The organism is Devosia sp. P1_H9, from assembly GCF_056405135.1.
Genome location: NZ_JBFUCQ010000001.1, coordinates 151,672 through 170,282 on the forward strand (window position 1 = coordinate 151,672; position 18,611 = coordinate 170,282).

The following is an 18,611-nucleotide window of genomic DNA, read 5'->3' on the forward strand; positions in this document are numbered from 1 at the left end:
ATATTTTGAGGATTGCCATGCCGATCGCCATCTACGCCTTGGCGCTGGCTGCGTTTGCAGTCGGCTCGGCCGAGTTCGTGATCTCGGGCATCTTGCCGCCGCTGGCCGAAGACCTGGCGGTGACGATCCCCGTCGCCGGCCTGCTGGTCAGCGCCTACGCCATCGGCGTCGCCATCGGTGGGCCGGTGATCACCGTCTTCACCTCGCGCTTCTCGCAGCGCAACGTGCTGATCTGCCTGATGATCGTCTTCTCGATCGCCCAGCTGCTCTGCGCCATGGCGCCCGATTACGGGCTGCTGTTGGTGGCCCGGCTGCTCTCCGCCTGCGCCCATGGCGTGTTCTTCGGCGCCGGCAACGTGGTCGTCACCGCGCTGGTGCCGCCGGAGCGGCGGGGCGCGGCCTTCTCGCTGTTCATTAGCGGCATCACCGTCGCCAACCTGCTGGGGCTGCCCGGCGGCAGCGCCATCGGCCTGCATTTCGGCTGGCGCGTGCCGTTCCTCGCTGTCGCCGCGCTCGGCGCCATCGCGGCGATCGTGCTGTTCCTGAAGTTGCCCGATACGCGGCAAGCCGGGGAACGGCACGCGACGTTCCGCGAGCAGCTGCGCGAACTGCGCCACCAGGAGGTCTGGCTCTCCTACCTCACCATCGCGCTCGTGATGATCGGGGCTCTTGCCTTCGGCACCTTCCAGGTGCCGATCATGCTCAACGTCACCGGCCTCCACCCCGACATCGTCCCGATCTACCTGCTGATCGGCGGCCTCGGCTCGGTACTAGGCATCTTTCTGGGCGGTCGCGGCACCGACTGGAAGCCGATGCCGACGCTACTCACTGTGCTGCTGCTGCAGGCGCTGCTCTACTCCACCATGCTGTTCGCCATGCACGACAAGGTGTGGATGACGGTGAACCTGCTCGCCACCTCGATCCTCGGCTTCGCCTTCTCAACGCCGCTGCAGGCCCGTGTCCTCGCCGCCGCGCACTCTGCGCCCAACCTCGCCTCGTCGCTGATCTCCACCGCCTTCAACATCGGCATCGCGGGCGGCGCCTTTATCGGCGCCATGCTGCTCAGCGCCGGTGTCAGCTATGCCGACATCCCGGCCGTCGGCGTCCTCACCAGCCTGCTGGCAGCAGGCGCTGCAAGCTTGTCATGGTGGCTCGAGCGGCGCCGGGGCGTAGAGGCGACCGCCTAGCTGGCCAGCGCCGTCTTGATCTTGGCCGAAGCCTTGCCGAAGTCGATCCGGCCCGGGTAGTCGGCTTTCAGCGAGGCGATCACCTTGCCCATGTCCTTGCCGCCCTCGGCACCGGTCTTCTTGATCGCGTCGATGATCGCAGCCTCGATCTCGGCCTCGCTCAGCCCCTGCGGCAGGAATTCGCTGAGGATCGCGATCTCCTCGCGCTCCACCACGGCGAGGTCGTCGCGCCCGGCCTTCTCGTAGATGCCGAGCGATTCCTCGCGCTGCTTCACCATCTTCTGCAGCAGCACCAGGACTTCCTGCTCGCCGAGCGGACCCTTGCCCTGCCCACGCGCCTCGATGTCCTTGTCCTTTATCGCGGCATTGACCGCGCGCAGCGTCGCCGTACGCCGCTTGTCGCCGGCCTTGAGCGCCGTCTTGTAGCCTTCGCTGATTGCATCACGCATTTGCTAGCTCCTTGGTGCAGGCGGCACGTCGGCCACCATCAACAGATTTCCGTCGGGGTCCTTGAAGGTGAAGAACACCCCGTCCGTCACCGGACCGACCTCAGGCGCGCCAAACGCCACCGCTTCGGCATGTGCGGCATGTATGTCGCTGGTATTGAAATGGAAGGCCGGCTTCTTGTCATGCGGACCGGCAAAGCCCTTGCTGTCGAGCACCAGGCCGCTGCCGGCCTGCATCGGTACGACGTGAAGGTGCCCGAACAGAATCTCACCGCCCGGTGCAAGCCCGAGCAGCTCGCGGTACCAGTCCCGCGCTGCTTCGATATCGCGCACGGGCACGAAAACCGTCCCGATCTCGCGGCCAATCGCGCTCGCCATCGTCGCTTGTTCCCCCGATTTGCCGGTCCCATATAGCGCAATAATCCCCGTGCGCCACTTGCGCTTGGGCCGGGCCCCTTCTAAGGAGAGCCCTCAACCGACACCGACCCGAACCCTTGGAGCCCCGCCATGACCGGCTGGCAGCAAAAACCTGCGACCGCCCTCCTGCTGCTCGAGGATGGTACGCGCCTCGAAGGTCACGGCATCGGCGCCATTGGGCATGCCGCCGGCGAGGTCTGCTTCAACACCGCGATGACCGGTTACCAGGAGATCCTCACCGATCCCTCCTATGCCGGGCAGATCATCACCTTCACCTTCCCGCACATCGGCAATGTCGGCACCAACGACGAGGATATCGAGACGGTCAACATGGCCGCGCTCTCGGGCATCCGGGGCTGCGTGCTGCGCGCCGACATCACCAATCCGTCGAACTACCGGGCCGTCGAAAAGCTCGACGCTTGGCTGAAGAAGCGCAACATCATTGGCATCGCTGGCGTCGACACCCGGGCGCTGACCGCCCGCATCCGTGAGAACGGCATGCCGAACGGCGTGATCGCCCACGCCCCCGACGGCTACTTCCACGAGCCCTCGATGCAGGCTGAGCTCAAGAACTTCCCCGGCCTCGAAGGCCTCGACCTCGCTCGCGAGGTCACCACGGCGCAGACCTACCACTGGGACCAGACCTCCTGGACCCGGACGGAGGGCTACGGTCGGCTGGACAATCCCGAGTTCCACGTCGTCGCCATCGACTACGGTGCGAAGCGCAATATCCTGCGCCAGCTCGCCGACCAGGGCGCACGGGTAACCGTCGTGCCGGCCACCGCCACCGCCAAGGATGTGATGTCGCACAACCCCGACGCGATCTTCCTGTCGAACGGCCCGGGCGATCCGGCGGCGACCGGCAAGTACGCCGTGCCGACGATCAAGACTTTGATGGAAACCGGCAAGCCGATGTTCGGCATCTGCCTCGGCCACCAACTGCTCGGCCTCGCCGTCGGTGGCAAGACCCAGAAGATGCATCAGGGCCACCACGGTGCCAATCACCCGGTCAAGGACCTGACCACCGGCAAGGTCGAGATCACCTCGATGAATCACGGCTTTGCCGTGGACACCGAGAGCCTCCCCGGCAACGTCAAGCAGACCCACATCTCACTGTTCGATGGCTCCAACGCCGGCCTCGAGGTCGAGGGCAAGCCGATCTTCTCGGTGCAGTACCATCCCGAAGCCAGCCCCGGCCCGCACGACAGCCACTACCTGTTCACCCGGTTCCTGAACCTGGTGCGCGCCCAGAAGGGCATGGCGCTGGAGGCCGAGCAAGTGAAGGCCGGCGAGTAAGTCTCGCCCAAAGAAAAGGGGCCGCCGGTGGCCAGGCGACCCCTCTCAGCCATGGCTGGCCGAAAGTTACTGCGCGGCGGGAGCCGGCAGCGTAGCCGCATAAGCGTCAAACTCAGCCTGGTCGAGCGAACCATCCTTGTTCGCATCGGCGGCGTCGAACGCCTCCTGGGTCAGATCGGGCCAGGCAACCTGTGCCTCGGCAATGCTCACCCCACCGCTGGTGTCCGCGTCGACGGACGTAAAGGTGACTGCCGCGGCCTGGGCGAAAGCCGCCGAGGAAAGGCCGATGGCTGCGATGGTGATCAGGAGCTTCTTCATGGAGTTTTGTCCTTCCATGTGAGGTTTAAAGCGGCACCGGTGGCCCGGGTCCGGCCAACAGCCTCAACGCTGTCGGCGAGGACAAAGACTAAGCCCGAATGTGATCGCAAACCGGCCGGATCACGGCTTGCTGGCGATCATTTGCTGGTCATTTCTAGGGCAGTTTGGAACAACCACGGAACGTGGAACCGATTGTCCCGCAGCGGCGTTACCCGATGTTTTGCCAGCTACATCCAGTGCGTTATCAGAGGTCCGGCGACGCCAGCGACGGGGTCGGAAGCCGGCTTCGGCACCCGCAGGATGTTCTGATCCGCCTTCGGCCGATCGCCCGATTCGCCCCTGAGCAGATCCCAGTCCTGCCCCGGCGGATAGCAACCGACCACCAGGAAATCGCTGCTCGAGTCGAGTCGCCGGTGCGCCACTCCCGCCGGGATCACGATCACATCGCCCGGCTCGGCATCGAACTCGCGTCCCTCCGGCCCGCCGAGCAACAGCCGGGCCGAACCGCGCGCGACCCCGAGCGTCTCGTGCGCCGTCGAGTGGTAGTGGTGGTAGGTGAACACCGGGGCCCGCCAGGCCGGCGGCCAGCCATTGGCGGCGAAAAGCGCCTCCATGGCCTCGGGATCGGCGTCGCCGCGCGGCAGGGCCTCTTCGTAGAACAACAGCGGTAGGCGGCTGTTGGGGTACGTGCCATCATCGAAGAACCGCTCTACTCGCAATCCGTCGAGACGTCCGCGCATGGTCACACCTGCCCTTCCTTGATGATCTTCTCGAGCTTGCAGCTACCTGGCGCCGGGATGGCGTAGCCCCGGTCGTACCAGGTCGCCCGCGCCTCTTTGCTGGCCGTCGCCAGCACCTCGGGCACCACCATGCCCAGCGGCAGGTTGATGATCGCGCGGTGGCGGTTTTCCTCAACGGCGTCGACAGCGGCCATCACCGCCGCGTTCCTGTCGAGCTCATCGATCCCCGCGGTGATCGTCCACATCGCTGCGTAGCAAGCGGCCTGCAGGTCGATGTGACGCTCCAGCGCCGCGGCCGCCTCGGTATCCTTCTGCGTCTGCAGCGTTACCAGGTCAGTGAACAACCCAAGTGCCCACTGCACGTGATGCCCGTAAGCCTCGGCGATGAGGTAGGCCATGGCGTAGTCGGCACCCAGCGGGAACTTCGCGCGCACCCGCTCGTACGCGCTGGTGTCGACATAGACCACGCGGTTCGCCGGGCAATACAGCACCGTCAGGTCCTTGCCCGCCATGCCGCAGCCGAACGAACTCGAACTCTCGACCACGCTGAGCGCGATCCGCGGATAGCGGATGGCCGTCTGATGAAAGAACCGCCTCCACATCAGTTCCGCCTCGCCGGCGACCACCGGCGGATAGGCGGCTATCTGCTCGAGCGTCGCCGAGCTGGCCGGTACGCCAGTGATCGAAGTCGGCGGCGGCGGTGGTGAAACCTTGCCGGTGATCAGCGTGATCGGGTTGATTCCCGCCAGCATGGCGATCACCACACCCAACGCCAGCGCGCCCGACCAGCCGAACCGCTTCACATGCGGCATCATACTGGCGGGTATCACACCCATCGGCCGTTCCCCCGCGTTAGCGCGGCATCATAGCTTGCATTGGCTGACATCGCCGGTATCCATGCCCTTCTTCAGCGAGGCCATGCGCTGCGCCGAAGTGCCATGCGTGAAGTTGCGCTCCGACACCTGGCCGCGGGTCAGCGTGTCATCACCGATCGCGTTGGCGGCGTTGATCGCCTCCTCGACATCGCCCTGCTCCAGGTAGTTCTGCCGGTTGGCGTAGTTCGCCCAAACGCCGGCATAGCAGTCGGCCTGCAGCTCGACCCGCACGGAATAGGCGTTCTGCTCTTCCTGGCTCATCGCACCGCGCCGCTGGTTGAACTCGGGCAGCACGCCCGTCTGGTCCTGCACCGCGTGCCCGATTTCATGGGCGATCACGTAGGCCTGGGCGAAATCGCCCGGCGCGCCGAACTGCCGGCGCAGCTGATCGTAGAACGCCAGGTCGATATAAACCTTCTTGTCGTTCGGACAGTAGAACGGCCCCGATGCCGACTGCGCCACGCCGCATGCCGATTGCGTCGCGTCGCTGAACAGCACCACCGTGGGTGGCTGGTAGGTCATGTTGTTCTGCTGGAACACCTCGCCCCAGAGGTTCTCGGTGTCCTTGACCACCACGCCGACGAAATCGGCAAGTTCGTCCTGCCCGGCGGTCGACGCCGGCGGTGACCACTGGCTCGATGACGTCGTCGTACCGCCGCCACCGCCCGTCAGGATGTCGATCGGGTTCTGCCCCGTGGCGAACCAGATGATGCCCAACACGACAATGATACCGATGAGCCCAAGCCCGCCGCCACCAGCGCGCCCCATCGGGATGCGGGAGCCGCCGAGCGGCCCGAAACCGCCGCCCGATCCGCCGAGTCCACCGCCGCCCTGGCCGCGCCGGTCCTCGATGTTCGAACTGCGCTCACGTCCTTGCCACTTCATCCGTTTTCTCCCTGGGACCGGCCCACAATAGTACTGCCAATCACGGCACGACAGCAAATTTGACCAGATGGTCCAGAAAGGCCACTGTCACAATCGCCGCCGTCATTGCAGCGTCACGTAGCGGCGGCATCTGAGGCCATCATCGCCATGCGGGATAACCGGCCAGCAGAGCCGACGTTCCGTCGGGTCACGCATTCTTCAAATGTTGTGGGAGACGTCCATGAACTACAATTACTCGATTTCCCGTCGCGCCTTCCTCGCCGGTTCGGCGACGCTCGGCGCCGCCGTGGTGCTGCACCCCTTCGCGGTGCAGGCAGCCGCCGGCCAGGCGCATCTTCGCCTGATGGAAACCACCGATCTGCATGTCGCGGTGTTCCCCTACGATTATTACGCCGATGCGCCGAACGACACGCTGGGCCTCGCCCGTACCGCCGCGATCATCGATTCGATCCGCGCCGAAGCCGGCAACTCGATTCTCATCGACAATGGCGACGTCATCCAGGGCAACCCGATGGGCGATTACATCGCCTACGAGAAGGGCCTGACCAACGAGCCGCATCCGATCATCGCCGCGATGAACACCCTCGGCTACGAGGTCGGCACGCTCGGCAACCACGAGTTCAACTACGGCCTCGAGTTCCTCGACGCCGCCATCGCCGCCGCCAATTTCCCGATCGTCTCGGCCAATCTGGCGAAGGGTGAGCTGGGCGCCGATCCGCTGTCGGACACGACCTATGTCGCGCCCTACAAGATCGTCGAAAAGGAACTGACCGACGGCGCCGGCGCCAAGCAGTCCATCAAGATCGGCTTCATCGGCTTCCTGCCGCCGCAGATCATGACCTGGGACAACACCCACCTCGCGGGCAAGGTCGATACCCGCGATATCGTCGAGACCGCCAAGGCCTACATCCCCAAGATGCGCGCCGAGGGCGCTGACCTCGTCGTCGCGCTGGCCCACACCGGCATCGCCGCGGATACCGGCCTGCCCAAGGCCGAGAACGCTGCGTTGCAGCTTGCGGCCGTTGAAGGCCTCGACGTCATCGTCACCGGCCACCAGCACCTGGTGTTTCCGAACTCCAAGGACTTCGAGGGCCTCGAAGGCGCCGACCTGACCGCCGGCACGCTCGCCGGCAAGCCCGCCGTTATGGCCGGTTTCTGGGGCTCGCACATGGGCCTCATCGACCTGCTGCTGGAGAAGGCCGCCGACGGCAAGTGGAGCGTCGTCTCCCACACTGCCGAAGCCCGTCCGATCTTCGAGCGCGTCGAAGGCAAACCGAAGGCGCTGGTCGAGAGCGTCGCGTCCATTCTCGCTGCCGCTCAGGATGACCACGACGAGACGCTCGCCTACATCCGCCGCCCGGTCGGCGAGACCGCTGCACCGCTCCACTCCTACTTCGCGCTCGTCGCCGACGATCCGTCCGTCCAGATCGTCAACATCGCCCAGAAATGGTACCTGGAGCAGATGATGAAGGGCACCGAGAACGAAGCCCTGCCCATCCTCTCCGCCGCCGCGCCGTTCAAGGCCGGTGGCCGCGGTGGCCCGGACTACTATACCGACGTCCCGGTGGGCCCGGTGGCGATCAAGAACGTCGCCGATCTCTACCTCTATCCCAACACTATCCAGGCCGTGGTGATCACCGGCCAGGATGTGCAGAACTGGCTCGATCGCTCGGCCGGCATCTTCAACCAGGTCACCGCCGGCGGCGCCGACCAGCCGCTGATCAACCTCGACTTCCCTGCCTACAACTTCGACGTCATCGACGGCGTCACCTACAAGATCGACGTCACCAAGCCCTCGAAATACGGCCCCAAGGGCGAGGACCTCGGCAACACCGAGAGCCGCATCATCGACCTGCAATTCGACGGCAAGCCGATCGATCCGGCGCAGAAGTTCGTCGTCGCGACGAACAACTACCGCGCCGGTGGCGGCGGCACCTTCCCGGGCATCGGGCCGGACAAGATCGTGTTCAAGGGCCCCGACACCAACCGCGACATCATCGTGCGCTACATCATCGACCAGAAGACCATCGAGCCCAAGGCAGACAGCAACTGGTCGCTCGCCCCGATCGGCGGCACCGTGCTGTTCGAAACGGGCCCGAAAGCCGCCGAACACCTCGCCGACGTCACCGCCGTGAAGATCGAAGCAACCGGCAAGACCAGCGAAGCCGGCTTCGGCGTCTACCGCATCACCCTATGACCGACCAAGGGCGGCAGCCCCGGCTGCCGCCCTTGACTTGCCTCTTCGAGGGGCATTGGCTTCCCGCGTTTGTCTAGTTGAACGAGCAGGGATTCGATGGGAGCCACCCCACAAATGGAAGTCCTCCTCAAGGAGGCAGATATCACCCTGAACGGGCCCAATCCGTGGGACCCTCAGATCCACTCAGAAGAATTCTGGAGACGACTTTACGGCCAGGGCACCCTCGGCCTCGGCGAAGCCTACATGGATGGCATCTGGGATGTCGCCGACATGGCGGAGTTCTTCAATCGCGTGCTGCGCTCGCGCGTTCCCGATGGCGTGCGCGTCACTACCAACCTCGTCTGGCAGGTGGTCCAGGCGCGCATCCTGAACATGCAGAACATCGCCCGTTCGCAGCGCGTCGCCGCCATGCACTACAACGAGACCGAGGCCTACAAGGCCTCGCTCGACAAGCGCATGACCGGCTCGTGCGGCTACTGGCCGGAGGGCGTCACCAATCTCGATGACGCGCAGGAAGCCAAGCTCGACATGGTGTGCCGCAAGATCGGCGTGCAACCCGGCCAGACCGTCTGGGACATCGGCTGCGGCTGGGGCGCCTTCATGGGCTTTGCCGCCGAAAAGTACGGCGCCAACTGCGTCGGCGTCACTGTCTCCCCCGATCAGGCCGCCTATGGCCGCGAGCGCTACAAGCACCTCCCCGTCGAGTTCCAGGTCAAGGACTACCGCCTGTTCGAGGGCAAGACTGACCATGTCGTCTCGATGGGCATGTTCGAGCATGTCGGGCACAAGAACTATCGCACCTACTTCGAGAAGGCGCGCAGCGTCATCAAGGACGATGGCCTGTTCATGATGCACACCATCGGCTCGCAATGGTCGACGGAAACCATCGAGGCGTGGCTCGAGAAGTACATCTTCCCCGGCGGCGTCATCCCCTCGATGGCCCAAATCGGCAAGGCCATTGACGGGCTGTTCAGCGTTATCGATGTCCACAATATCGGCCCACACTACGACAAGACGCTGGTCGCCTGGTACGAGAACTTCGACCGCAACTGGAAGAAAGATCGCAACCCGGAGGAGGAACGCTTCTACCGCTTGTGGAAGTACTACCTGCTCTGCTGCGCCGGCGGCTTCCGCGCCAAGGTGCTGCAGGTCTGGCAGTTCGTATTGTCGACGCGCGGTGTTCCGGATGGCTATGTGACGCAGCGCTGACACTCTGTCATTGACGTGACTTACTCAATCGTTACTCTCCCGGCTTCAGATTTCGCTGGGAGGGTGAAGATGAAGTTCGTATCGATACTTTCTGCTTTGGCTATCGCGTCGGTTTCGTCTCCAGCCGCGGCAGTACCGATCGACGGCTTTTTCATCGCACAGCAGGCCTGCCCGGCCTTTCAGTCGTTCCGCAACCAAACCAATCCTGGCGGCATTCTCGTCGAGCCAGGCCGTGCCTATGAACTCGTTGAGATCAACCGGCCGGATGGTCCGTCCCACTATCGAATGATCATTCCGGGCGTCGCGCCGCAGGAACGCTGGGTTGCCGTCGGCTGTGGCGTCAGGACCGTCGAGGCGCCCGACCAACCGACCCCGACCCCAGACGATGACGGCAATGTCGACGTCGGCGATGCTGGTCTGCCGGCCGGTTCGGACATCTACATGCTGGCCGCCAGTTGGCAGCCGGGCTTCTGCGAGACGCAGCCCGACAAGGTCGAATGCCTCAACCAGGGTGAGGACCGGTTCGACGCGAGCCATTTCGCGCTGCACGGCCTCTGGCCGCAGCCGCAAGGCCGCGAATATTGCGTCGGCGTCACCCCGGAGATGAAGGCCAACGACAAGCCGGCAACCTGGCGCCTGCTGCCGGCCGTGGTGATCCCGGCCGAACTGATGGATCGGCTGAAGGTCGTCATGCCGGGCACGGCGTCCTTCCTCGAACGCCACGAGTGGCTGGTCCACGGCACCTGCTACAAGGAGCCTATGGAGAGCTATTTCGCCGAAACCCTGGCGCTGATGGAAGATCTCAACGCATCTTCGCTCGTCGGCTTCATGGTCGACAACATCGACAATTCGGTTACCCCGGCGCAGATCCGGGCCGCGGTGGATGCCGCCTTCGGGCCCGGTGCTGGCGACCGTGTCGAGATCAACTGCAAGAAGGAGCAGGCGGGCAACCGCATGGTGCTCACCGAACTGCAGATCTCACTTGCCGGCGTGATCACTCCCGACAGCGACCTCGGGAGCCTCATTCACGACGGTGCGTCGCAAGGCGCCGGCAACTGCCCCAGCGTCATCATCGATCGCGCCGGACTCTGACGGAGGTGGGCGGCCTCAGCGCCGCCCATCCTCTTCGTGGGACCGCCATATCTTCCGCGCTCCGATCAATTGTTCTTAACCGAACCAGTTCACCTCGCCGCAAGGCGGCCGCACTAAGGTTCCGGCATCACGACCGGAGCCTCACGCATGCCAGCCGACCTTGCCCTCGACATTTCCGGGCTCAAGAAGAGCTTTGACCGGCCGGTCGTCATCGACCTGGAGCTCAAGGTGAAGGCCGGCGAGTTCTACGCCCTGCTCGGCCCCAACGGTGCCGGCAAGACCACCATCCTCCGCATGGTCGCCGGGCTACTGAAGCCGGAAGCAGGCTCCATCTCGGTCTATGGCATCGACGCCGCCAAGGACCCGATCGCCGCCAAATCGATCGTCGCCTGGGTCTCCGACGAGCCGATGGTGTACGACCGCCTTACCCCACTCGAATATCTCGAGTTCGTCGCTGGCCTCTGGCGCATCGATGCCCGCGAGGCCGAGCGTCATTCCAACGCGTTGATCGACTGGCTCGGCCTTCGCCCGCACGCCAATGAGCGCTGCGGCGGCTTCAGCAAGGGCATGCTGCAGAAGGTCGCCCTCGCCGGCGCACTGGTCCACGACCCGCGCCTGATCATCCTCGACGAGCCGCTCACCGGCCTCGACGCCGGCTCCGCCCGGCAGGTCAAGGACGTGCTGAAGCAGAAGGTGGCGTCCGGCGTAACCGTCATCATGACCACCCACATCCTCGAAGTCGCCGAGCGCATGGCCGAGCGGATCGGCGTCATCAACCACGGCCGCCTCGTCGCCGAAGGCACGCTCGCAGAACTGCGCGCCCGCATCGGCCGTGAGACCACGCTCGAAGAAATCTTCCTCGATCTGGTCGCCCAGAAGGAAGCCGACATGGCGGATGTCGCCGCCTGATGAGCACACCGGCCACGCTTTCCTGGTTCGCCGCCCACGAGTTCCGCCTCGCCTGGCGCGACTGGCTCGCCATGACCACCGGAGGCCGTAAAGTCCGCGGCGTCGTGCTGTTCGTCACGCTCGCCATGTTCTACCTCGGCCTGCACTGGCTCGCCTATGCGCTGCTCGCCCCCTGGATCGCCAAGGGCATCGTCGTCGACAAATCGACGCTGGTGCTGGTCACCGGCAGCGGCTTCCTGTTCTGGACCGTGATGCTGAGCCAGGCGCTGGAATCGGTGACCCGCGCCTATTACTCGCGCTCCGATCTCGACCTGATCCTCAGCTCCCCCGCATCCTCGGCCCGCGTCTTCGCCGTCCGCACCGGCGCCACCGCCTTCGGCACCGTGCTGCTTGCGTGCCTGCTCGCCAGCCCGATCATCAACGTGCTGGTCATCTACGGCGGTCCGAAGTGGCTCGCCGCCTATGGCGTATTGGCCGGCTTCGGCGCGATCTCGGCCGCCATCTCGGTGCTGGTCACCGTGGGCCTGTTCCGCAGCATCGGCCCCGCCCGCACCCGGCTGATCGCGCAGATCATTGCCGGTATCGTCGGCGCCGGCTTCGTCATCGGCATCCAGGCGGTCGCCATCCTCAGCTTCGGCAACATGAACCGCTTCTCGGTGCTGCAATCGCCCGAGTTCGTCGCCGGCACGCCGGAGCCGTCCAACCTCGTCTGGCTCCCCGCCAAAGCGGCGATGGGCGATCTCGGCGCCATGCTGCTGGTGTTGCTGCTCGGCCTCGGCGTCCTCGCCCTGATCATCCGCATGACCTCCGGTGGCTTCGCCCAGCACGCCATCGCCGCCGCTGGTGTCTCCGCCACCCGCGTGCAGCAGACCGCCTCCACGCGACCATTCCGCAAGGCCTCGCAACGCCACGCCCTGCGCGTCAAGGAGTGGCGCCTGCTGCTGCGCGATCCGTGGCTGCTGAGCCAGACGCTGATGCAGATCCTCTATCTGTTCCCGCCGGCGCTGTTCCTCTGGGTCTCGTACGGCCAGAGCGCCGGCACCTATGTCGTCGTCATCCCGGTGATCGTCATGGCGGCCGGCCAGCTCGCGGGCGGCCTCTCCTGGCTCGCCATCTCCGGCGAGGACGCGCACGACCTCGTGGTCACCGCGCCGATCCATCCGCGCGCCGTGCTCATCGCCAAGATCGAGGCGGTGCTCTGCTCCATTGCCGTGGTCTTTGCGCCCATCCTGCTGCTGGTCTGCATCGCCTCCATGGAACTCGCCTGGATCACCGCGATCTTCGTTGCCATCTCGGCCGGTTCCGCGACCGCCATCCAGCTGTGGTTCCGCGTGCCTATGCGCCGCGCCATGTTCCGCCGGCGCCAGGTCGCCTCGCGCACCGCCACCATCTCCGAGGCATTGAGCTCAATCATGTGGGCCGGCGCCGCCGTCCTTGCGGCGGGCAACCAGCTGCTGGCTATCCTGCCGGCCGGGCTTGCCGTCATCGTGCTGTTCGCCGCCTGGGGCCTCAGCCCCAAGGGTAAGCGGGTGGTCTAGACCGCTTCGCGATGGTCCGGCGCCAGGTAGGCAATCACCAGCGCCACCACCGCGGCGACAGCACCGATCGGCCCGAGATAGGCGATGCCGAGACGCTCGAGCACCAGCCCGCCGACAAGTGCCGACAGCGCCCCGCCGACATTCATTGCCGTGAGGTTCAGCGACGCCGAAAGGGGCACCGCCGCCGGTGCCAGAGTGGCGAGCCGGTGCAGCTGCGGCGGGAAGAACCCCCACGAGACGACGCCATAGAGCACCATGTGGACGAAGAACGCCGGCAACACCACCGCCCGTGGCAGCGTTGCCAGCACTGGAAGCGCAGCCAACAGCACGATCATCAAGCCGAGGATGACCAGCGTCGTCTGCTTGCCGCCGATCCGGTCAGCCATGCGCCCGCCAAAATAGTTGCCGAGCATCGCGCCGATCCCGAACGCGAACATCACCAAGGGCAGCAGCACCCGGTCGAGGCCAAGCAAGTCGGTGGTCACCGGCGCCAGGTAGTTGAAGAAGGTGAAGCTCGCCAGCACCGTTACGCCTGAGGTGAGCAGCGTCAGCGGCACCCCCGGCACCTTCAGCACGCTGAGGCGTTCGCGGATGGTCCGCCGGTCACCGTGAATGTCGTCCGGCAGCTTCAGCCACATCGTCGCCGAGGCGATGATCGCGAGCATCCCGAGCCCGATATAGGCAGCTCGCCAGCCCAGGAACTCCGCCACCAGCGCCGAGGCCGGAGCGCCGATTGCCGTCGCGATCGACCCGCCCATCACCACCGTGGATATCGCCGTGCCACGCTTGCCCGGCGCTGCCAGCGCTACGGCCGTGGCCTGCGCTGTGGAAGTGAACAGCCCCGCCCCGAGCGCCAGGAGCGTACGCGCCAGCACCAGCAGCAGGAACCCCGGCAGTACCCCGAGCAGAAGCGCCATCAGGCCGAACAGCAACTCCGCGCCGGCCACCACCGACCGCCGGTCGACATGCCCGAACACTGTCGAGAGCACCGGCGTGCCGATGCCGTAGGCGATGGAATAGCCGAAGATCAGATAGCCGGCTTGCGAGAGGCTGACGCCCGTCTCGGACGCGATGGCCGGCAACACGCTGACGATGAGCGAACTCTCGACGCTGCCGGCGAATGCGCCCAGCGCCAACCACAGCAGTCGCACGTCCATCGTCGAAGCCCCTCGCCCGACGATGGTTAGGAGGGCCCCCGGCACCGGTCAAGGCGCGGGGGCTAAGCCTTTCAGCCGAGCCGGGGCATCGGCTTCAGCCGAGCCGGGGCATCGGTACGACGCGTGGACGGCTCGCGACCAGGATGCCCAACGCAAGGGCCGGGAAGATCGCCGCTACCAACCCCAGGTCGCCGATAGGCAGGTGCTCGAGCACCACGCCGCCAACCAGCGCACCCAGCGCGGTCCCGAGATAGAGAAACGATGCATTGAGCGACAGCGCCAGCGGCGCCGAGGTCGGCGACAAGGCAACCACTCGGCTCACCTGTCCCGGAACGAACATCCAGCCAGCGATGCCCCAGGCCACCATGAAGGCGAAGTAGGCCGGCATGACCACCGGCTGCGGCAACAGCGGAATGGCGCCGAGCAGCACCAGGAACACGATGTTCAGCACCGCGGCGATGGTCACCGTCGCCTGCGCCCCGATCCGGTCGGACAACTGCCCGCCCAGTGGGTTGCCGAGCGCCGCGCCGAGGCCATAGGCCAGCATCACGAAGGGCAGCAGCCCGGCGTCGAGCCCCATCAGCTTGGTGGTCACCGGCCCGAGGTAGATGAATGCGGCAAACGGGCCGGCCATGTAGAGCAGGATCGTCAGCAGCGCAGGCAGCAGGCCGGGCACGCTGAGCACCCCCAGCCGCTCGCCAAGCCCGCGCCGGTCGCCCTGTATGCCCTTGGGCAACATCATCCAGATCGCTGCCGCAGTCAGCACACCCACACCGGCAATGGCGAAATAGGTGCCGCGCCAGCCGGCAAAGCCTGAGAGGAACGCTCCGATCGGCGCGCCCAGCGCCACCGCCATCGTCGTGCCCGCAACCACCGTCGCCACCGCCCGCGCCCGCCGCTCGGGCGGAGCCAGTGTCACCGCCGCTGCTTGAGCCGTAGCGGCATAAAGGCCGGCCGATGCCGCGATGATCAATCGCGCGATCAACAGCATCGCATAGCCCTGCGAGATCGCCGCCAGCAGCGCGCCTGTCGCGAACACCAGCGCCACCACAGCGAGCAGCGGCCGCCGGTCGAACTTACCGGTGAACGCCGAAAGCACCGGCGCTCCCACCGCGTAGGCAATGGCATAGGCGAAGACCAGATAACCCGCTTGCGTGATCGTCACGCCGCTATCGGCCGCGATGGCCGGCAGGAGCGTAGCGATGACGAAACCCTCGACGCCGACGGCAAAGGTGCCGAGCGCGAGCCAGATAAGCCGCGTGTCCATGTGACTTCCCTTAGTTCAATGATTGTTGAACAAATGAACCTCGGCCGGCCCCACGTCAACCCCTAGTTCAACGATCATTGAACTTTGACAGGAAATGGCATAGTTAAACGGCATGAGCACACAGCCGACTTTGCCGCATCCCGATGCCGATCAGATCACCCTTCCCAACGTGCTCACCGCACTGGGCGATGAGACGCGGCTCGCCATCATCGGCCATTTGTCGCGCTGCGAAGGCATCGGCATGACCTGCGGTCAGTTTACCGATCTCGCCAGCAAGACGTCGATTACCTACCACGTAGGCAAGCTGCGCGAGGCCGGCGTGGTCAATGTCACCCCCGAGGGTACGCGCCGCCGCGTCACCCTGCGCCGCACCGATCTCGACGCGCGCTTCCCCGGCTTCCTCGACTCGATCATCACCAGTACCCGTGATCTGCACATCGATGGATTCGAGGACGAACCGAATGAGCCGGCTGAGCTTTCGCGACGCGACCCCTGACGATCTCGGCTTCATCGTCCGGCTGATTGTCGACGACAATGTCGCGCCCAGTGCTGACCTACCCGACCAGCCACACCACCCACGCTACATCGCCGCGTTCGATGCCATCGCAACCGACCCCAACCAGCAGTTGGTGATCGCCGAGTTCGAGGGACAAGTAGTCGGCACCATGCAGCTGACCTACATCCCTGGCATCAACCGCCTCGGCGAGCTCCGCAGCCTCATCGAGGCCGTGCACATCGCCCCGACACATCGCAACCTGGGGCTGGGTGGCGAGATGATCGGTTGGGCCATCGAACAGGCGCGGGCTCGCGGTTGCGGTCTCGTCCAGCTCACCTCGAACAAGAAGCGGCTCGATGCCCACCGCTTCTACGAGCGGCTGGGTTTTTCCAAGAGCCACGAAGGTTTCAAGCTAGCGCTTTAGCGCTCGGTCGACCGCAGCACAACGGCGACGAGGTCGGGCTGCGCCCCGTCATCAGGCACGTCGTGCGGTCCGAAGCCCTCGGCCGAATTGACGTTCAGCGCCACGCCGGTGGTGCGGAAGCCCAGTACTTCCTCAAAGCCACCGCTCTCGCCATGCACCATCACCGGCGCCGAAGGGTCGAACGTCTCCAGCATAGCGATGACGTCGCCGACAGTCAGTCCCGTGAGCTGCGGCGCTTTGGGTTTGGCGCGTTTTTCCAACAGGTCGAGCACGGCAGCCATCCATTTCGCAGCATCCAGGGCAAAGGATGCACATCACGCGCGACCCGCCGCACCCCACAAATGCGGGGGGCAGCCATCTATGGACAGCATTGCTTCTACAGATACTGCAGGCGCGCCACGAGGTGGCCGAGCTCCGACTGCTTCCTGATTCCGAGCTTGTCGTAGACGGTTTTGAGTGTCGACCGCGCCGTGTGCTCGGAGATGCTCAGTTCAGCGGCAGCGCCACGCGGCGGGTGGCCAATGCCTACCAAAGCGGCAAGCTTCGCTTCGGCGCCAGTTAGGCCAAACAACTGCAGCATCTGCACCGCATCGCGCCGCTCCGGCTCGCGTGTGTCGGCCAACAGCACCAGCGCACAATCCTTGCCGTGCTCACCATGCTCGAGCGGCAACACATAGGCCAGCAGGCGTCCGCCCCCAGCCCTCGTCAGCGCGATCGGCTCCGACACCCGCGGCCCTTTGCGCGCACAGCTCATCTTCAACGCATGGCCCAGTGCCTGCCGCTCCGCTGCCAGACCACTGAGCAGCGGCTCACCCGGCCGCGAACCATCCGGTCCGAGCAGGGCCCGTCCGCTGGCATTGGCCTCGATCAGCGTCCCATCCTGCCGCACCACTGCGGCGGCGCGGCCGGTATCCTCGATCAACCCCAGGAACACCGATGCCGCGTTGCCCGAGGTCGTGAGCCCCACCACCCGCGGCTCGCTCCAGATCGAGTTCACCCGCGATGCATCCAGCGCGAACACGTACTCAACCGGCCGCAGCGCCCGCATGTAGTCGGGCGCCGCATCGGTGATCTCCAGCGTCACGATCTCGGCATCCGCCAGATCCGCCACGGTCGAGTCGGCATGCTTGATCAAGCCGGCCTGCGTGATGCCTAGGAAGTTGTCGACACCCGACAGCCCCGGTCGAGTTTCACCCGGCCGGATCGTCGCCCGCAGCCAGTCGACACCGCCGACGGAAGCTACACCGTGCAGCAGGTCACCCTCCCGCCAGGTGCGCGCGGTGCCCTCCACCGTCGCGCCCGAATAGAACCGCCGCATCGTCGCGGCGCCCGGCTCATCCATGATGTTGCCCATCACGAACATGCCCTCGCCCACGTCGGAGCCGGCCAGCCCCTCTACCGACACGCCCACCAGCCCGCGCGTGTACGGCGCGATGCCATAGCCGGACGGCGCCTGGTAGATGCCGAGCACGCCGATACTGGCCGGCGATAGCACCAGCCCTTCGGGCAGGAACGGCCGCACCGCCTCCGGATCGATCCGGAACCCCGCCCAGATCACGTCGACGGCAAGCTTGTGGAAGGGCGGGACGATGTCGGCAGCCGGACGCAAGGCTGCGGATGGCGTATCCATGTCCCTGAGGGACTTGCGTACCTTATCGCCGAGCATCGGCGTTCCCGGGCCGTATCAAGACAACTCGATCCACGTGATCCAATCCGTACTTAACGTCCCGCACCGGCTTGGCATGTAATCGATCTCATAGATTCTAGTGAGATCGAAGTGCCGGATCAATCCGGTTCATTTCTCCACCGCGCCGAGCCGAACCAGCACCTCTTGCGGGATGCCGTAATGACGGATGGCGTCCCTTTGGTCGCGCATGCCGCAGGCTTCGCGCTGCACGAAGAACTTCCACACGTCTCGCGCCGCGGCCTTGACCAGAACCATGCGCTCATCCGCAGTGCCGGGAGCGGCGTCGAACGCCCTCAGCGCCGCCATGGCCTTCTCCACCTGCCGCCCATGGTGGCCCAGCGACGATGCCTTCTCGGCCAGCACCTCGCTCTCGATCGGACCAAATCCGCTGGTAAGGCGTTGGCGGAGTTCAAGAAGATCGGCTGCGCTGAGGCTCATCCCGCAAAGCTAGGAAACGCGACCGGCGGCTGC

At 65.5% G+C, this 18,611-nt stretch carries 20 protein-coding genes; 9 read left to right on the top strand and 11 right to left on the bottom strand.

From position 1 onward, the window contains the following. Positions 1 to 17: 17 nt before the first annotated feature. Positions 18 to 1,187 carry an MFS transporter gene (locus tag AC1DYL_RS00720; protein ID WP_477171685.1) on the top strand — a complete coding sequence of 390 codons (1,170 nt, stop codon included), beginning with the start codon at positions 18 to 20 and terminating at the stop codon, positions 1,185 to 1,187. Here the strand turns inward: AC1DYL_RS00720 and AC1DYL_RS00725 are convergent. Beyond that, entirely contained in the window at positions 1,184 to 1,636 is a 453-nt protein-coding gene (locus AC1DYL_RS00725; RefSeq protein WP_477171686.1) for a GatB/YqeY domain-containing protein, read from the bottom strand. The two genes, AC1DYL_RS00720 and AC1DYL_RS00725, sit on opposite strands and share 4 nt — an antisense overlap. 3 nt (positions 1,637 to 1,639) lie before the next feature. Then, positions 1,640 to 2,011 (bottom strand): VOC family protein, encoded by a 372-nt coding sequence (locus AC1DYL_RS00730; protein WP_477171687.1) that lies wholly within the window; start codon positions 2,009 to 2,011, stop codon positions 1,640 to 1,642. A gap of 129 nt (positions 2,012 to 2,140) precedes the next feature. Between AC1DYL_RS00730 and carA the strand changes: the two genes are divergently transcribed. Further along, on the top strand, positions 2,141 to 3,346 hold the full coding sequence (carA, locus tag AC1DYL_RS00735) for a glutamine-hydrolyzing carbamoyl-phosphate synthase small subunit (RefSeq protein ID WP_477148921.1): 1,206 nt from the start codon (positions 2,141 to 2,143) through the stop codon (positions 3,344 to 3,346). A 66-nt stretch (positions 3,347 to 3,412) separates the two neighbouring features. Here the strand turns inward: carA and AC1DYL_RS00740 are convergent, their stop codons facing one another. From AC1DYL_RS00740 to ypfJ, 4 genes are all read right to left on the bottom strand, one after another. After that, positions 3,413 to 3,664 carry an EF-hand domain-containing protein gene (locus AC1DYL_RS00740; RefSeq protein WP_477148920.1) on the bottom strand — a complete coding sequence of 84 codons (252 nt, stop codon included), beginning with the start codon at positions 3,662 to 3,664 and terminating at the stop codon, positions 3,413 to 3,415. Between the two features lie 227 nt (positions 3,665 to 3,891). After that, positions 3,892 to 4,404 carry a cupin domain-containing protein gene (locus AC1DYL_RS00745; RefSeq protein WP_477156672.1) on the bottom strand — a complete coding sequence of 171 codons (513 nt, stop codon included), beginning with the start codon at positions 4,402 to 4,404 and terminating at the stop codon, positions 3,892 to 3,894. A 2-nt stretch (positions 4,405 to 4,406) separates the two neighbouring features. Beyond that, positions 4,407 to 5,240 carry a neutral zinc metallopeptidase gene (locus AC1DYL_RS00750; protein WP_477171688.1) on the bottom strand — a complete coding sequence of 278 codons (834 nt, stop codon included), beginning with the start codon at positions 5,238 to 5,240 and terminating at the stop codon, positions 4,407 to 4,409. A 27-nt stretch (positions 5,241 to 5,267) separates the two neighbouring features. Then, positions 5,268 to 6,164, bottom strand: a complete 897-nt coding sequence (ypfJ, locus tag AC1DYL_RS00755; RefSeq protein ID WP_477171689.1) for a KPN_02809 family neutral zinc metallopeptidase — start codon at positions 6,162 to 6,164, stop codon at positions 5,268 to 5,270. Between the two features lie 220 nt (positions 6,165 to 6,384). Here ypfJ and AC1DYL_RS00760 point away from each other — a divergent pair, with 220 nt between their 5' ends. The 5 genes from AC1DYL_RS00760 to AC1DYL_RS00780 all read left to right on the top strand — a co-directional run bounded on the left by AC1DYL_RS00760 (position 6,385) and on the right by AC1DYL_RS00780 (position 13,109). Continuing rightward, positions 6,385 to 8,361 (top strand): bifunctional 2',3'-cyclic-nucleotide 2'-phosphodiesterase/3'-nucleotidase, encoded by a 1,977-nt coding sequence (locus AC1DYL_RS00760; RefSeq protein WP_477171690.1) that lies wholly within the window; start codon positions 6,385 to 6,387, stop codon positions 8,359 to 8,361. A 114-nt stretch (positions 8,362 to 8,475) separates the two neighbouring features. Beyond that, a complete protein-coding gene (cfa, locus tag AC1DYL_RS00765) occupies positions 8,476 to 9,570 on the top strand; it encodes a cyclopropane fatty acyl phospholipid synthase (protein WP_477171691.1) in 1,095 nt (364 codons plus the stop codon). Positions 9,571 to 9,639: 69 nt separating this feature from the next. Then, complete coding sequence (locus AC1DYL_RS00770) at positions 9,640 to 10,662, top strand: ribonuclease T2 family protein (protein ID WP_477171692.1); 1,023 nt, start codon at positions 9,640 to 9,642, stop codon at positions 10,660 to 10,662. Positions 10,663 to 10,809: 147 nt separating this feature from the next. Next, positions 10,810 to 11,571, top strand: a complete 762-nt coding sequence (locus AC1DYL_RS00775) for an ABC transporter ATP-binding protein (protein WP_477156667.1) — start codon at positions 10,810 to 10,812, stop codon at positions 11,569 to 11,571. After that, positions 11,571 to 13,109: a permease gene (locus AC1DYL_RS00780; RefSeq protein ID WP_477171693.1), complete on the top strand. Its 1,539-nt coding sequence runs from the start codon at positions 11,571 to 11,573 to the stop codon at positions 13,107 to 13,109. The genes AC1DYL_RS00775 and AC1DYL_RS00780 overlap by 1 nt, the downstream gene beginning before the upstream one ends. Here AC1DYL_RS00780 and AC1DYL_RS00785 read toward each other — a convergent pair. Both AC1DYL_RS00785 and AC1DYL_RS00790 read right to left on the bottom strand, forming a co-directional pair. Beyond that, complete coding sequence (locus tag AC1DYL_RS00785) at positions 13,106 to 14,266, bottom strand: MFS transporter (protein ID WP_477171694.1); 1,161 nt, start codon at positions 14,264 to 14,266, stop codon at positions 13,106 to 13,108. The genes AC1DYL_RS00780 and AC1DYL_RS00785 overlap by 4 nt on opposite strands. 94 nt (positions 14,267 to 14,360) lie before the next feature. After that, positions 14,361 to 15,533: an MFS transporter gene (locus AC1DYL_RS00790; RefSeq protein ID WP_477156664.1), complete on the bottom strand. Its 1,173-nt coding sequence runs from the start codon at positions 15,531 to 15,533 to the stop codon at positions 14,361 to 14,363. Positions 15,534 to 15,645: 112 nt separating this feature from the next. On the opposite strand from AC1DYL_RS00790, the gene AC1DYL_RS00795 reads away from it, so the two are divergent. Both AC1DYL_RS00795 and AC1DYL_RS00800 read left to right on the top strand, forming a co-directional pair. Beyond that, the gene (locus AC1DYL_RS00795) at positions 15,646 to 16,029 is read left to right on the top strand and encodes an ArsR/SmtB family transcription factor (protein ID WP_477148909.1); all 384 of its coding nucleotides are present in this window, start codon (positions 15,646 to 15,648) and stop codon (positions 16,027 to 16,029) included. Then, the gene (locus AC1DYL_RS00800) at positions 15,995 to 16,453 is read left to right on the top strand and encodes a GNAT family N-acetyltransferase (protein WP_477156663.1); all 459 of its coding nucleotides are present in this window, start codon (positions 15,995 to 15,997) and stop codon (positions 16,451 to 16,453) included. The genes AC1DYL_RS00795 and AC1DYL_RS00800 overlap by 35 nt, the downstream gene beginning before the upstream one ends. Here AC1DYL_RS00800 and AC1DYL_RS00805 read toward each other — a convergent pair. The 3 genes from AC1DYL_RS00805 to AC1DYL_RS00815 all read right to left on the bottom strand — a co-directional run bounded on the left by AC1DYL_RS00805 (position 16,450) and on the right by AC1DYL_RS00815 (position 18,578). Further along, positions 16,450 to 16,725, bottom strand: a complete 276-nt coding sequence (locus AC1DYL_RS00805) for a hypothetical protein (protein WP_477156662.1) — start codon at positions 16,723 to 16,725, stop codon at positions 16,450 to 16,452. The two genes, AC1DYL_RS00800 and AC1DYL_RS00805, sit on opposite strands and share 4 nt — an antisense overlap. Positions 16,726 to 16,829: 104 nt before the next feature. Further along, positions 16,830 to 18,119, bottom strand: a complete 1,290-nt coding sequence (locus AC1DYL_RS00810) for an acetoacetate decarboxylase family protein (RefSeq protein WP_477171695.1) — start codon at positions 18,117 to 18,119, stop codon at positions 16,830 to 16,832. A 129-nt stretch (positions 18,120 to 18,248) separates the two neighbouring features. Then, a complete protein-coding gene (locus tag AC1DYL_RS00815; RefSeq protein WP_477171696.1) occupies positions 18,249 to 18,578 on the bottom strand; it encodes a DUF6665 family protein in 330 nt (109 codons plus the stop codon). Positions 18,579 to 18,611 lie beyond the last annotated feature (33 nt).

Coding starts and splice junctions, on each gene's coding strand:
- AC1DYL_RS00720 (WP_477171685.1), top strand. CDS start 18: ATGCCGATCGCCATCTACGCCTTGGCGCTGGCTGCGTTTGCAGTCGGC.
- AC1DYL_RS00725 (WP_477171686.1), bottom strand. CDS start 1,636: ATGCGTGATGCAATCAGCGAAGGCTACAAGACGGCGCTCAAGGCCGGC.
- AC1DYL_RS00730 (WP_477171687.1), bottom strand. CDS start 2,011: ATGGCGAGCGCGATTGGCCGCGAGATCGGGACGGTTTTCGTGCCCGTG.
- carA (WP_477148921.1), top strand. CDS start 2,141: ATGACCGGCTGGCAGCAAAAACCTGCGACCGCCCTCCTGCTGCTCGAG.
- AC1DYL_RS00740 (WP_477148920.1), bottom strand. CDS start 3,664: ATGAAGAAGCTCCTGATCACCATCGCAGCCATCGGCCTTTCCTCGGCG.
- AC1DYL_RS00745 (WP_477156672.1), bottom strand. CDS start 4,404: ATGCGCGGACGTCTCGACGGATTGCGAGTAGAGCGGTTCTTCGATGAT.
- AC1DYL_RS00750 (WP_477171688.1), bottom strand. CDS start 5,240: ATGGGTGTGATACCCGCCAGTATGATGCCGCATGTGAAGCGGTTCGGC.
- ypfJ (WP_477171689.1), bottom strand. CDS start 6,164: ATGAAGTGGCAAGGACGTGAGCGCAGTTCGAACATCGAGGACCGGCGC.
- AC1DYL_RS00760 (WP_477171690.1), top strand. CDS start 6,385: ATGAACTACAATTACTCGATTTCCCGTCGCGCCTTCCTCGCCGGTTCG.
- cfa (WP_477171691.1), top strand. CDS start 8,476: ATGGAAGTCCTCCTCAAGGAGGCAGATATCACCCTGAACGGGCCCAAT.
- AC1DYL_RS00770 (WP_477171692.1), top strand. CDS start 9,640: ATGAAGTTCGTATCGATACTTTCTGCTTTGGCTATCGCGTCGGTTTCG.
- AC1DYL_RS00775 (WP_477156667.1), top strand. CDS start 10,810: ATGCCAGCCGACCTTGCCCTCGACATTTCCGGGCTCAAGAAGAGCTTT.
- AC1DYL_RS00780 (WP_477171693.1), top strand. CDS start 11,571: ATGAGCACACCGGCCACGCTTTCCTGGTTCGCCGCCCACGAGTTCCGC.
- AC1DYL_RS00785 (WP_477171694.1), bottom strand. CDS start 14,266: ATGGACGTGCGACTGCTGTGGTTGGCGCTGGGCGCATTCGCCGGCAGC.
- AC1DYL_RS00790 (WP_477156664.1), bottom strand. CDS start 15,533: ATGGACACGCGGCTTATCTGGCTCGCGCTCGGCACCTTTGCCGTCGGC.
- AC1DYL_RS00795 (WP_477148909.1), top strand. CDS start 15,646: ATGAGCACACAGCCGACTTTGCCGCATCCCGATGCCGATCAGATCACC.
- AC1DYL_RS00800 (WP_477156663.1), top strand. CDS start 15,995: ATGAGCCGGCTGAGCTTTCGCGACGCGACCCCTGACGATCTCGGCTTC.
- AC1DYL_RS00810 (WP_477171695.1), bottom strand. CDS start 18,119: ATGCTCGGCGATAAGGTACGCAAGTCCCTCAGGGACATGGATACGCCA.
- AC1DYL_RS00815 (WP_477171696.1), bottom strand. CDS start 18,578: ATGAGCCTCAGCGCAGCCGATCTTCTTGAACTCCGCCAACGCCTTACC.